Origin of the sequence: Streptomyces sp. NPDC001373, from assembly GCF_042895815.1 — a bacterium.
Classification (GTDB): Bacteria; Actinomycetota; Actinomycetes; order Streptomycetales; family Streptomycetaceae; genus Streptomyces.
In genome coordinates, this window is sequence record NZ_JBIAWQ010000001.1 from 120560 (window position 1) to 133028 (window position 12469).

19 protein-coding genes are annotated in these 12469 nt (G+C 72.0%); all 19 read left to right on the plus strand.

What is annotated here, in order from left to right; genetic code table 11:
- Window positions 1–55: 55 nt before the first annotated feature.
- The 19 genes from ACFY15_RS00580 to ACFY15_RS00670 all read left to right on the plus strand — a co-directional run bounded on the left by ACFY15_RS00580 (window position 56) and on the right by ACFY15_RS00670 (window position 12466).
- Window positions 56–379, plus strand: coding sequence for a hypothetical protein (locus ACFY15_RS00580; RefSeq protein WP_390824797.1), 324 nt, complete (start codon window positions 56–58; stop codon window positions 377–379).
- A complete protein-coding gene (locus ACFY15_RS00585; protein WP_390824798.1) occupies window positions 379–528 on the plus strand; it encodes a hypothetical protein in 150 nt (49 codons plus the stop codon). Before ACFY15_RS00580 ends, ACFY15_RS00585 begins: the two co-directional genes overlap by 1 nt.
- A 154-nt stretch (window positions 529–682) precedes the next feature.
- On the plus strand, window positions 683–1738 hold the full coding sequence (locus tag ACFY15_RS00590) for a hypothetical protein (RefSeq protein WP_390824799.1): 1056 nt from the start codon (window positions 683–685) through the stop codon (window positions 1736–1738).
- Window positions 1735–2277 carry a hypothetical protein gene (locus ACFY15_RS00595; RefSeq protein ID WP_390824800.1) on the plus strand — a complete coding sequence of 181 codons (543 nt, stop codon included), beginning with the start codon at window positions 1735–1737 and terminating at the stop codon, window positions 2275–2277. Before ACFY15_RS00590 ends, ACFY15_RS00595 begins: the two co-directional genes overlap by 4 nt.
- A complete protein-coding gene (locus ACFY15_RS00600) occupies window positions 2274–2777 on the plus strand; it encodes a hypothetical protein (protein WP_390824801.1) in 504 nt (167 codons plus the stop codon). The genes ACFY15_RS00595 and ACFY15_RS00600 overlap by 4 nt, the downstream gene beginning before the upstream one ends.
- Window positions 2774–3331, plus strand: coding sequence for a hypothetical protein (locus ACFY15_RS00605; RefSeq protein ID WP_390824802.1), 558 nt, complete (start codon window positions 2774–2776; stop codon window positions 3329–3331). The genes ACFY15_RS00600 and ACFY15_RS00605 overlap by 4 nt, the downstream gene beginning before the upstream one ends.
- A 75-nt stretch (window positions 3332–3406) precedes the next feature.
- The gene (locus ACFY15_RS00610; protein ID WP_390824803.1) at window positions 3407–3580 is read left to right on the plus strand and encodes a hypothetical protein; all 174 of its coding nucleotides are present in this window, start codon (window positions 3407–3409) and stop codon (window positions 3578–3580) included.
- 181 nt (window positions 3581–3761) lie between these two features.
- Window positions 3762–4178 (plus strand): hypothetical protein, encoded by a 417-nt coding sequence (locus ACFY15_RS00615; RefSeq protein WP_390824804.1) that lies wholly within the window; start codon window positions 3762–3764, stop codon window positions 4176–4178.
- Between the two features lie 92 nt (window positions 4179–4270).
- Window positions 4271–4555 carry an HNH endonuclease gene (locus tag ACFY15_RS00620; protein WP_390824805.1) on the plus strand — a complete coding sequence of 95 codons (285 nt, stop codon included), beginning with the start codon at window positions 4271–4273 and terminating at the stop codon, window positions 4553–4555.
- A gap of 165 nt (window positions 4556–4720) precedes the next feature.
- On the plus strand, window positions 4721–4966 hold the full coding sequence (locus ACFY15_RS00625) for a hypothetical protein (protein ID WP_390824806.1): 246 nt from the start codon (window positions 4721–4723) through the stop codon (window positions 4964–4966).
- Window positions 4923–6470: a terminase large subunit domain-containing protein gene (locus ACFY15_RS00630; protein WP_390824807.1), complete on the plus strand. Its 1548-nt coding sequence runs from the start codon at window positions 4923–4925 to the stop codon at window positions 6468–6470. The genes ACFY15_RS00625 and ACFY15_RS00630 overlap by 44 nt, the downstream gene beginning before the upstream one ends.
- A gap of 9 nt (window positions 6471–6479) precedes the next feature.
- Window positions 6480–7748 (plus strand): phage portal protein, encoded by a 1269-nt coding sequence (locus tag ACFY15_RS00635; protein WP_390824808.1) that lies wholly within the window; start codon window positions 6480–6482, stop codon window positions 7746–7748.
- Window positions 7749–7758: 10 nt separating this feature from the next.
- Window positions 7759–8430 carry an HK97 family phage prohead protease gene (locus ACFY15_RS00640; RefSeq protein WP_390824809.1) on the plus strand — a complete coding sequence of 224 codons (672 nt, stop codon included), beginning with the start codon at window positions 7759–7761 and terminating at the stop codon, window positions 8428–8430.
- 208 nt (window positions 8431–8638) lie between these two features.
- Window positions 8639–9904, plus strand: a complete 1266-nt coding sequence (locus tag ACFY15_RS00645) for a phage major capsid protein (protein WP_390824810.1) — start codon at window positions 8639–8641, stop codon at window positions 9902–9904.
- A 58-nt stretch (window positions 9905–9962) separates the two neighbouring features.
- Window positions 9963–10361 carry a hypothetical protein gene (locus ACFY15_RS00650; RefSeq protein ID WP_390824811.1) on the plus strand — a complete coding sequence of 133 codons (399 nt, stop codon included), beginning with the start codon at window positions 9963–9965 and terminating at the stop codon, window positions 10359–10361.
- Window positions 10362–10399: 38 nt separating this feature from the next.
- On the plus strand, window positions 10400–10666 hold the full coding sequence (locus tag ACFY15_RS00655; protein WP_390824812.1) for a hypothetical protein: 267 nt from the start codon (window positions 10400–10402) through the stop codon (window positions 10664–10666).
- 9 nt (window positions 10667–10675) lie between these two features.
- Complete coding sequence (locus ACFY15_RS00660; RefSeq protein WP_390824813.1) at window positions 10676–11269, plus strand: phage gp6-like head-tail connector protein; 594 nt, start codon at window positions 10676–10678, stop codon at window positions 11267–11269.
- A gap of 9 nt (window positions 11270–11278) precedes the next feature.
- Entirely contained in the window at window positions 11279–11728 is a 450-nt protein-coding gene (locus tag ACFY15_RS00665; RefSeq protein WP_390824814.1) for a hypothetical protein, read from the plus strand.
- A 3-nt stretch (window positions 11729–11731) separates the two neighbouring features.
- Complete coding sequence (locus ACFY15_RS00670; RefSeq protein WP_390824815.1) at window positions 11732–12466, plus strand: hypothetical protein; 735 nt, start codon at window positions 11732–11734, stop codon at window positions 12464–12466.
- The last annotated feature ends 3 nt before the right edge of the window (window positions 12467–12469 follow it).

Consider the following 12469-nt stretch of genomic DNA (forward strand, 5'->3'; position numbering starts at 1 on the left):
GCGAACTCCGGCCGGGGCCAGGACCACCCACAACCTCACGAAGGAGCGGTCCGCCATGGACCTTACCCAGCTCAGCCAGGCCGAGGAACACCTCCGCCGCGCCCGCGAAGGCCTGACCGTCGCCGCACAGCTCCTCCACGCCGTCGCCGACCTCATCAGCGACCACCAGCCCGAGCAGCCCATCAGCACCATGGCCCTCGGACTCGCCTTCAGCGCGGCTGGCGCCGACATCCTCGCGCCGTACCCCCGCGCCGTCCGCGACCACGCGCTCCTCAAGGCCCTCGCCGTCGAGCCCATCACGGACCAGGACGTCATCACCCAGGGCATCACCGGCGGCGAGTACGCGCTCCGGCTCCGCCAGGCCGCGAGGACCGTCTGATGCAGGACTACACGCCGAGCACCACCGAGCCGGACCGGACCCCGCGCGAGAACACCGTCCTCGCCGAGCCCGCCACGGTCGACGCCTGCGCCCGCGACTACGCGGACGCCGCCGACGTGCGCGCCACCCTCACCAAGCAGGGGAGGTGACCATGCGCGCCCTCTACATCCTCGCCATGGTCTGGCCGCTGATCATCCTGGCCTACCTCGTCGGCCGCCACTTCGGCTGAGCCCCACCCTCGACCGGCCGGGCCCGCGCTGACCACCCGCGCGGCCCCGGCCCCGCACACCCCGGAGCACCCCCTTGATCAGCGACCGCCTCACCCGCGGCCAACAGTGGATCCTCGCCGCCACCGCGCTCCCCATGATCGGAGCAGGCATCGCCGGCGGCCTCGGCACCTACACCAACATCCGGGCGGAACTCGGTCGTTCCGAAACCGCCCTCGGCGTCGTCGCCGCCGGCGAGGGCGTCGCTCTCACCCTCGCCCTCCTCGTCGTCGGCCTCACCATGCTCGGCCAGGCCGTACCCGCCGTCGTCCGCCTCGGCCTGTGGGCCGCACCCCTCGTCGCGTCCGCCACGGGCATCAGCGCCGCCGACGACCTCACCGAGGTCGCCGTCTACGCCGTCACCCCCATGGCCATGAGCGCGGCCGCCGAGGGCCTCGGCCTCCTCGCCCGGCGGATCGTCATCCACCGAACCGGAATCGACGCCGAAGCCACCCGCCGCAACGCCGAGACCGTGCAGCGCCTCGCCACCCTCAGGGCCATGGCCGCCGGCCACCCCAGCAGCGTCGTCCGCTGGACGTCCGAACGGCGCGCCTGGCGGCTCATTCACCGTGTCGGCGTCGGCGATGCGCAGCTCGGCACGCAACTCGTCGGAGTGCAGCGCACCCGGCTGCACTCCGGCGCAGACGCAGCCCTCGCAGCCATGCTCGGCGGCACGGCTGCACCCGCACTCCCGCCGGTGCAGCCGCAGCCGGAGGCCGGATTCGAGGCCGCAGCCGACGAGGCGGTCGCCGTCGCTTCGCCGCCCCAGCTGCCCCCGGCGCCCGTGCCGCCGCAGCCGCCCGCCGCAGCCGCCCCGAATGCAGCAGCGCAGCCGGATGCAGCCGCACCCGCCGCAGGTCAGACCCCGGATGCAGTCGAAACCGCAGCCGCCCCGGATGCGCAGTCGGTCACCACCATCCCCAACCCGGATGCGGATGCGCAGCTTCTCGCGGACGCAGCCGACTTGAACACGGCCGCACTCGCAGCCACCGGCCGCCCCGCATCCCTGCGCGCACTCCAGTCCGGGCTGCGCATCGGCCAGCGTCGGGCGCAGCGCATCCAGGCGCAGCTCAACAAGAAGGCGGCGTCATGACTCAGGCCCACATCACCCAGATCATTCCGCCCGGCGCGCCGCTCCCCGAACGGCCGCCGGAGCCCGGCGAAGTCCCGCCCTGGCGGGTAGGCCCCCCGCCTCCTCCGCCCCCGCCGCCGGCGGAACCGCGTTGGTACTCCGCGCCCGAGCCTGACCCGGCCCCGCTCGCCGTCCGCGTCACCCTGGACCTCGTCTACCCGGAGCCCGAACCCAAGCCCCGCTACGACTGGTCCTGGCTGTGGGCCTGGGCGCGCCCCTGGGCCTCCCTCGCCGGCGCCGCCCTCGCAGTGATCCCGCTCGGGCCCCACGGCTACAGCCTCGCCACCGGCTGGGCCGAGGCCCTCACCGAGTGCCGCACCGAGGCCGGCCTCGCGCCCGCGTACATCCTCGCCCTCGGTTCCGTCGGCGGCGCCTTCCTGGTCGACCTGCTTCGGCCCCGCTTCCTGACCCGCACAGCCCTGGTCGTCGCCCTCATCGGCACCGTCGGCATGGCCCACCCGTACGACATCGTCACCGCCGTCACCGGAGTTCACCCGTGAGCACACCTCTGACCCTTGCCGGCTCGGCAATCAGCCTCGCCGTCCTCTATGCCAATGTCCGCAGCTGGAAGAAGGCCAGCTGGGACCCGAAGGCCATCGGCCCCTTCGCCTCGTACTTCGCGCTCGGCGCCCTATCCACCGTGTGCACCGGCGGGCTCCTCGGCGCGCTGGCCGGGTGCACGGTCCAAGCCTCCAACGGGGTCGGATCCCGCGCGGTACCAGGCGCCACTGGCACCCCGAGCGCCACCATCGCCGCAGGCTCCATGGGCCAGCTCAGCCCCGAGGGCGGGCTGGTGGTCTTCCTCCTCGCCGTTGCCCTCGTGCTGGCCTGGAAAGCCGCCAGCAAGATCGAGAAGAAGCGCATGGCCGGTGGGGGATTCTGCGGCGCCACCCTCTGCGCGACCGCCGGAGTGGCCGGCCTCCTCAACGGGTTGCCCGACATCGCGAACGGCATCGGAACCGCGGCCGCGGCCGCCCTCGGCGGGCAGGGCATCCTGTGACCCGCCTCCAGCCCGCCGCCGAGCGACTGTGCCGCGGCGCCGCCATCGTCCTGACCCGCTACACCTCCGGTGCGGCCGGGTGGGTGCGCGCCAGCGACTCCCCCGGCGGCCGCGCCCTCCGCGCCGCCCTCCTGGCCCTGCCAGCCCTGCTGGCGTGGCGGATCGTGCGCGCCGCCCCGGCCCTCCTGTGGCTGGCCGTCCCCTGGTGGTGCTGGGTCATCTGGCGGGCCGCCCCCAAGGCGCCGGAGGGCACCCCCGGAGAGACCGCCCCCAGCGACCCGGCGGAAGCTGTACGGGTGCTCCTCCGGGAGCTGATCGGGGACGCCCCCGGGGTCCACCTGTCCACCGTCCTGGCCCACCTCCACGAGCAGGGCCACCACCCCACCTGGCGGGTGGCCGATCTGCGCCGCCACATCGAGGCCCTGGGCATCCCCGTGGACCCCAAGCTGAAGTTGGCCGGGATCCCGACACGGGGGGTTCGCAGGGAGGCCGTCATGGCCGCTCCCCGACCGGAGCCCGTGGGTACCGCTCCCGCCCCGTCTCCCGCCGTCTGACCTGCACGTCTACTGCCTCATCTACCGCCGTCTACCGCCCGATCTCCCGGACGTCTACCACCGATTGGAACCCCCATGGACCAGCAGCAGGCCGTAGCCGCAGCCGCCCGCGCCGTCATCGAGCACGACGGACCCGCCTGCCTCACCGACCCGCGGATCCCGTGCGACGCGATGGCCCGAGCGCTCGACCTCGGCGCCACACACGAGGACATCCACGCCGAGATCCAGCGCCAGCGCGCGGACCAGTAGAGCCGCGAGGCCGCCGCTTCTGCACCCAGTTGCAAAAGCGGCGGCCGTGCCCCATCCTGAGGGAGCGCGACATCAACGCGCCCAAAAACAAACCGAGGCCCCGCCACCGTGCGGGGCCTTCGTGCGTCACAGACCCATCACGACCACCACACGCCACCGCCAGCCCCGCGAGCATGAGTCGATGCGCACACACCACGCCATCACCATCCTGGCCGCCGCCGGGATCCTCACACTCACCAGCTGCTCCAGCAGCACAGACACAAGCAAGCCCAAGGCCGACGCGAGCCCGCCCCCCGCCGCATCCCCGGCGGCGCCCAGCCCGAGCCCTGGCTCAGCCCGGAAGGCGGCCGGTCTACCCGAGGATCCCCAAGGGCCCGCCCGCGCCAGCTACCTGACCGCGCTGAAGACGATCCACCCCTCCCTCGTCACCGACGAGAAGAAGGCCGTGGACAACGGCGTGAACCAGTGCTCCAGCCTGACCGGCAAGGATCCCAACGCCTCCGCCGCATCGCGCTTCACCACGAGCCAGCACGAGGTCACCCAGCCCGAGGCCATCGCCATCAACACCGCGGTGAAGACCTTCATCTGTCCCAAGTAACAGGGGCACCAAGACCACCCGGGGCGGGTGGACGCGGGAACGGCCGCCCGGGACGAGGGCCCCGGGCGGCAACCCGCCAGAGAGGAGCGGACATGGCCGGCCGCCGCGACCTCACCACCTACCACTACCGCAAGGCCCGTGCCCGCCTCCTCGCCGAGTCCGACGTCTGCCACCTATGCGGCCACCCCGGCGCCGACGTGGTGGACCACGTCATCCCGGTCGCCAGCGGAGCCGACCCGGAGGACACCGCCAACTGGCTGCCTGCCCACGGGGTACGGCGCTGCCCGACCTGCGGGCGGAACTGCAACGGGGAGAAGGGGGCGGGCACCCGAGGTCCCGGCCTGGCCACGTCGAGAGACTGGTACACCGCCCCCTGACCCGAGCATCGCAAGCCTCCGACCTGCACAAATGCAGCGATCGCAAAGCCGCAGGTCAGCGAGGCGTCCGATTTTTTGGGGAGATCATCTTCCCAGCCCCGCGCCCAGCTTTTATTTTTCTCCCCCCGGCCCGGATGCCACCGGAATGATCTTGGAGGTGGCCGGATGGGCCCCGTCGAGAAGGCCGTCCGCGACGACGTCGAGGCGCTCGGCGACCTGGCCGGCGTCGAGCCGTCCCTGACTGAGCTGGCCTACCGGCTGGCCGCCGAGGTCGACCTCCTCCCCAGCGAGGACACCAAGCTGCTCCCCAACCTCTCCCGCGAGCTGCGGCTGACGCTCGCCCAGCTGCTGGAGGGACGGGCCGCCGATGACAACGACGACGGCCTCGGAGACCTGGCAGCCCCCGAGTGAGTTCGCCGAGCAGCTGCTCGACCGGTACGGGCTGACCTGCCCGCCGCGCTGGGGGACGCCACGCCGCCCGGAGTGGCCGAGCCTCGGGCCAGCCGCGTGCCGGGTGATGGAGGCCTTGGGCTTCACCCCCATGCCGTGGCAGCGCTACGTGCTGGATGTCGGTCTGGAGATCAACCCGGCCACCGGGTTGTTCGCGCACCGCGAGGTCGGGCTGTCCGTGCCGCGCCAACAGGGCAAGACTCAGCAGATCCTCGCGCTGATGACGCACCGCATCGCGGCGTGGCAGCGACAGAACGTGGTCTACGCGGCGCAGACCCGCGGCATGGCCCGGCAGAGGTGGGAGGACGAGTTCCTCGTCACCCTCGAAGGGTCGTCCCTGGCGCCCCGGGTCCGGGCCCGCAAGAGCAACGGCAACGAGGCCATCCTCTGGACTCGGACCCGGTCGAAGCTCGGCATCACCGCGAACACAGAGAAGGCGGGCCATGGACCGGCGCTCGACCTGGGCGTCATCGACGAGGCGTTCGCGCACGAGGATGACCGGCTGGAGCAGGCGTTCTCTCCGGCCATGCTGACCCGCCCCATGGCCCAGCTGTGGTGGGCGTCCGCCGGCGGCACCGAGAAGTCCGCCTGGCTGAACAAGAAGCGGGCTGCCGGGCGCGCCCTCGTTGAAGAGATGTGGGCCACCGGCGCCCGGCCGTCCGTCGCCTACTTCGAGTGGTTCGCTCCGGACGATATGCCGCGCGACGACCCAGCAACGTGGGCGGCCGCACTGCCCGCGCTCGGCCACACCGTCACCGAGGCCGTGATCCGTTCCGAGCTGGAGAAGCTCGACCCGGGCGAGTTCGACCGCGCGTACCTGAACCGCACGCGGAAGGCCGCGCCGCCGAGCGATCCCAACGTCCCTAAGGCGGCGTGGCCGGGTCTCGCCGACGAGCGGTCCCGCCCGGGCGCCGAGCTGGCCCTCGCGGTCGACGTGTCGCAGGACCGGAGCACGGCGACGATAGGGCTGGCCGGGCTGCGGCCGGACGGCAGGGTGCACCTGGAGGTCATCGACCGGCGGGCCGGCACGGATTGGGTGGTCCCGGCGGTCGTCCGGCTGCGGACGCTGCACAACCCGGTGGCCGTGGCCATCGCGTCTGCCGGGTCCCCGGCCGGGTCCCTGGTCGATGACCTCGTGGCCGCGGGCGTGGACGTCCCGGCCGACAAGGAGAACCCGGAGTACGGGCACCTCGTCGTCGCCCGGACCGGCGACATGGTCGAGGCGTGCGGCCAGCTCGCCGACGCGCTGAACCAGGGCACCGCCGTGCACATCGATCAGGCGCCGCTGACGGCCGCGGTGAACGGGGCGATGACCCGCCCGGTCGGAGACGCGTGGGTGCTGGACCGGCGCCGCTCCATCGCCGACGTGTCGCCGCTCGTCGCGGTGACGCTCGCCCGGTGGGCGCTGCTGACTCGAGGGCCGCTCGTCCGCGACGACTACGACGTACTCGACTCAGTGCTGTGAGGAGGACCCATGCCGACTCTCGGCCCTGACGGGGTCTGGTACCCCGGCACCCCGCCGGAGAGTTCGACCGGCGGATGGCGGCGCCTAGGCCAGGCTCTGGCGGCGCCGTTCCGGTGGATGGGCGGCGTCAGCAAGCGGGCGATCACCTCGCTGCCCTGGCTCGGCGGGAACGGCTCCTCGACCTCGTCGGCGTCCGCCGCCCGCGCACTCCAGCTGATCCCGCTGTTCGCGTGCGTGCGAATCCTCGCCGACTCGATCGCGTCCCTGCCACTCCAGACGTACCGGAAGAACGGCGCCTCCCGGGAGATGCTGACCTTCGTCCCGTCGCTGCTGTTCCAACCGGCGGCCCGGGACAACCTCTTCGAGTGGCTGCACAAGGCTGTCGTGTCACTCGCGCTGCGTGGTAACGCGTACGGGCTGGTCACCGCGTGGGACGACTTCGGGTTCCCCACCTCCATTGAGTGGCTGAACCCTGACGACGTATGGGTGGACGAGGGCAAGCCCACAATGCCGATCTACTACTGGAAGGGCGTGGAAGTCCCCCGCGAGCAAATCGTCCACATTCCGTGGGTGGTCATGCCCGGGAAGGTCGTCGGCCTTTCCCCGGTGGCCTACTTCGCTCACACCATCGGGGTGGGCCTCTCGGCCACGGAGTACGGGCTGTCCTGGTTCGACAACGGCGGCACCCCGCCATGGACCATGAAAAACGGGGCCAAGGCCCTCAACCCCGACGAGGCCGACGAGATCAGCGACCGGCTGGCCGCCCGCGTTCGCGCGCGAAAGCCGCTGGTGTTCGGCTCGGACTGGGATTTCGAGGCGCTGAAGGTCAGCCCCGAGGAGAGCCAGTTCATCCAGACGATGCGACTGAACGCGAGCCAGATCGCAGCGATCTATGGTGTCCCGCCGGAGATGGTCGGCGGCGACTCCGGCGGCAGCATGACGTACGCCAACGTCGAGCAGAACGCGATCAACTTCGTCGGGTTCACACTGCGGCCGTGGCTGTCCCGGCTAGAGGCCAAGCTGTCCGCGCTCATGCCGGGCCGCGAGTTCGTCCGCTTCAACGTAGACGCGATGATCCGCGTGGACCTGCGCACCCGCTACGAGGCCCACCGCATCGCGCTCCAGGACGGCTGGCGCAACCGCGACGAGGTCCGAGCGATCGAAGACCTGTCGCCCCTACCTGCCGGCCAGCACGGCGACACCTACCTCCCCGTGGCCCTGCTGGCCGCGACCCAGCCCCAGCCCGGGAACCCCGCGGGCAAACCCCAACCCGAGTGAGGAGGCCCCGGTGAGCGACACCGAGCGGCGCTTTACCAAGGTGCCCGTCGAGCTGCGGGCCCAGAGCGACAAGAAGACCATCGGCGGGTACGCGGCCGTCTTCAACCGGCAGAGCAGCAACCTCGGCGGGTTCGTCGAGGTCGTCGACCCGGCCGCGTTCAACGCGTCCCGCGGCGACGGCTGGCCGGACGTGATCGCCCGCTACAACCACGACGACAACATGCTCCTCGGTTCGACCGGGTCCGGGACGTTGCGCCTCATGCTCGACGGGACCGGCCTCGACTACGAGGTGGACCCGCCGCGGGCGCGCGCCGACATCCTCGAACTCGTCCAGCGCGGCGACGTCCGGAAGAGCTCGTTCGCGTTCCGGACCATCGAGGACGAGTGGGGCACCACCGACCAGGGTTTCCCGATGCGGACCCTGCTGCGAGTACAGCTCGTCGACGTGGCCCCGGTCAACACCCCCGCGTACCCGGACAGCTCGGCCGGCCTGCGGTCGCTGGCCCGGCACATGCACGCCGACTTTGAGGAGGTGCGCAGGATGGCCGACGAGGACGAGCTGCGCCGCTTCTTCGTCCGCACGGACCGCACCACGGGCAAGCCGGTGGTGCAGGAGAAGACGAGTTTCGGTGCGGCCGCCCGCATGGCGCTCCTCGCCCGCAAGCAGGATCCCTACGCCTGAGCGTGGGGCAGCACGAGCACGAGGTGTGCCCGCCTAGCGGTGGGGGCCCGGCAACCGGCCGGGCCTGCCGATTGGAAACCCCGTCGGCACACGCAGCACGGAGCAGTGATCAGACGACCGCCGATTGCAGCACGCGTCGGCCATCGGCACCCACGGGTGCGGGGCGTCGTGGGCTCCCGTTCGGATACATCCCGACGGGAGTATTTCCATGTCCGAAGTGGCGAAGAAGCTGCGCGAGCGGCGCCTGAACGTGTGGGAGCAGGCCAAGGAGCTGGCCGACCGCGCGGCCGACGAGAACCGCCAGTTCTCCGGCGAGGAAGAGAAGACCTGGATCGCGCTGAACAGCGAACTCGACGCGCTCGACGTCCGCATCAAGGCGGTACTCGACGGCGAGCAGCGCGCGAAGGACGCCGAGGACGCGATGGCGCAGCTGCGGGGCGAACCCCGCAAGCAGGTCACCCAGGGCGGCGGCGCCGGCGGCGAGCAGGCGGACGTGGCCCTCCGCTCGTTCCTGCGCGGCGAGGGCCCGCGCGCCATCGACGTCCGGCCCTCGGGGCCGGTCAACTTCCGTGACCTGTCCAAGCTGTCCTCGGGCGCGGGCGGGGCGACTGTCCCGACGAGCTTCTACGACCGGCTCGTGGCTCACCTCATCGAGACCTCGGCGATCCTCCAGGCCGGGGCCACCGTCCTGAACACCTCGGGCGGCGAGGTCATCCAGGTGCCCAAGACCACCGCGCACAGCTCGGCCTCCATCGTCACCGAGGCGGGAGCGATCGGCGAGTCCGACCCGGCGTTCGGCCAGGTCTCGCTGGGGGCGTACAAGTACGGCACCCTGATCCAGGTTTCCCGCGAGCTCCTCACCGACACCGGCGTGGACCTGGAGGGCTACCTCGCGATGCAGGCTGGCCGTGCGCTCGGCAACGCGTTCGGCGCGCACTGCATCACGGGCGACGGCTCGTCCAAGCCCCGCGGCATCCTGACCGACGCGTCCGCCGGCGCCACCGGCCCGAACGCGGCCACCCCGGTCGGCGGGTTCGGTGTCCAGGCCACCGCCGGGCAGGGCGCCGACCTGCTGATCACCCTGTTCCACTCGGTGATCTCCCCGTACCGCATGTCGTCGGCGTGCCGCTGGCTCATGGCGGACGGCACCGCAGGCGCGGTCCGGAAGATCAAGACCAGCGAGGGTCAGTACATCTGGCAGCCGTCGGTCATCGCGGGCCAGCCGGACACCATCCTCGGCAAGCCGGTCCTGACCGACCCGAACATGCCTGCCATCGCCGCGAGCGCCGAGAGCATCGCGTTCGGCGACTTCTCGCAGTACTTCGTCCGCCTCGCCGGCGGAGTGCGCTTCGAGCGGTCCGACGAATTCGCCTTCGGCAACGACCTCGTGACCTTCCGGGCGCTGATGCGCGCGGACGCCGCGCTCGTTGACCTGACCGGCGCCATCAAGACCTTCACCGGCGGCACCGCCTAAGAGCCCGCGGCAGGGCGGCCCCCGTCCCCTGGGCCGCCCTGCCCGGATAGGAGACCTCGTGTCCACGTACAACAACACCTCCTTCCAGCGCAGCCTGTCCCCTGCCGCGCGCACCGACGGCACCGCCAATGGGGTGGCCGTCGACCGGGCCGTCAACGGCGGCATGCAAGACGCGGTGGTCCTCATTTCCACCGGCACGATCACCGACGGCTCGCATGCCGTCGCCATCCAGGACTCCGACGACGGGTCCACCGGATGGGCGCCCGTGGCCGCCGCCCAGCTCCAGGGCTCGCCGCCCACGATCGTCGCTGTCAACGACGACACCGTGTTCGAGGTCGGCGTCCTCGCCTCTCGGCGGTACCTGCGCGTCGTGGTCGTGACCTCCACCTCGACGACTGGCGGTGTGTTCGCCGCGGGCATCCTCCTCGGCTCGCCGCGCTACGCGCCGGTCCACTGAGAGGGGCACACCCGATGCGCATCCGTATGACCGTTGAAATGTCCGGCACCCGCAACGGCGAGCCGTGGCCCCGCCGCGGCGAGGTCACCGAGCTGCCGACAGCCGAGGCCGCACACCTTGTCGGGGCCGGCATCGCCGAGCGCGTCGCCGACACGCCTCCGGTCGAAACCGCGACCGCACCGGCAGCGGAGTCCGCCCCGGCCCTGGAGGCCGAGAACGCGGGTGTCCCGCCGGCCGGGGAGCGGCGCGGCCGCGGCCGCCCCCGCAAACCGCGCGACGCGGACGGCAACATCATCCGAGAGTGAGGACCGCCCGTGGCCAACGAGTACGCGGCCCTGTCCGTGCTCAAGCAGATGCTCGGCATAGAGGATGCCGACATCTCTCGGGACGTCCTCCTCACGTCTGCTCTGGCCTCGGCGTCCCGCAACATCGACACCGCGACCGGTAGGCGCTTCTACCTCGACCCCGTCGCCAGCGCCCGCACGTACCGGCCCGCCGACCGCACCGTGAACGACAGCGGCGGCGCCCGGCTCCTCCTCGACGACGCAGGCGCCGACCCTGTGACGGTCGAGACCGGGTCGGCCGGGACCTGGACGGCGCTCAGCGAGTACGAGACCGGCCCAGACAACGCGCTCGCGCGCAGCCGCCCGATCACCTCACTGATCCGTGCGTCTGGCGGGTGGGGCACCGGCCCGGCCCGGGTGCGGGTCACTGCACGGTGGGGGTGGCCGGCCGTACCGGACGAGATCGCGCAGGCCACCCTCATCCAGGCCGCGCGCCTCTTCAAGCGCAAGGACAGCCCAGAGGGCGTGACCGGCTCTGCCGAGTGGGGCGTCGTCCGGCTGTCCCGCCGGGACCCGGATGTGTGGGCGCTGATCGAGCACTTCGTCTTGCCGGGCTTCGGATAGGGGGCAGCGATGCAGATGTCTGCCATCCGCGAGGCCATCGCGGCCGCGGCCCGTACGGTCGTCCTACCAAGCGCGGTGGGGAAGCTGACTTGCTTCGGCTACACGCCCGACTCGGTCCCAGCCCCCTGCTTCTTCGCTGCGGAGTTCAGCCTCGAATTCGACAAGGCGATGGGCCGCGCGCTCGACGAGGCGGAGCTCACCTGCCGTGTCCTCGTCGGCCGGGCAGACGATGCCTCCGCGCAGCGCACCCTGGACGCGCTGCTCGCCGGGGCCGGGCCGGCGTCGCTGAAAGCCGCGATCGAGGCGGCCCGCGGGGCGCCCGGACAGTACGCGCTCGGCGGCCTGGCCCACGACCTCCACGTGACCCGTGTCCAGGGCTACCGCTGGTACGAGCACCAGGGCACGCAGTACGTCGGGGCCGAACTGATCATCCGCATCATCGGCGACGGAAGGAGCTGACCCGTGGGCAAGCTCGTGCTGCTCAACGCCCGGCTGTTCGCCGTGGGCACGGACCTGACCGGGGCCTCCAACAAGATCGAACTGTCCTCAGAGGTCGAGGATAAGGAGACCACCAACTACTACAGCGCCGGGTACAAAGAAGTCATCGGCGGCCTTGGGTCGGCCGAGGTCAGCGCCGAGGGCCAGTGGGAAGCCGCGGACTCGACGAAGGTCGACGACGCGATGTGGGCGCGGCTCGGCGGGGTCGGCCCGTGGACCTCGTGCCCCGACAATGCCAACGTCGGGGACCTGGCGTACATCACGCAGTGCCTGACCGCGAGCTACGCGCTCGGCGGGGCCGTCGGCGACGTCGCCCCGTGGACGGGCAAGGGCGCCTCGTCCTGGCCTCTCGTGCGCGGGCAGATGGCCCACCCGGCCGGCACCGCTCGCACCTCGACCGGCACCGGGACCGGGGTCCAGCTCGGGGCCGTCACCGCGGGGCGGCGGCTCTACGCCGCGCTGCATGTGCTGTCCGTCGCAGGCACCACCCCGTCCATCACGGCCCGGGTCGAGTCCGCGCCGAGCAACGCGTTCGCCGCGCCGACCACGCAGCTCACGTTCACCGCGGCCACGGCCGCTGGCGGCGAGGCGCTGCGGACGACGGGCGGCGCCATCACGGACACCTGGTACCGCGTGGCCTGGACCATCACCGGCACCTCCCCCTCCTTCATGTTCGCCACCTCGTTCGGAATCAGGTGATCC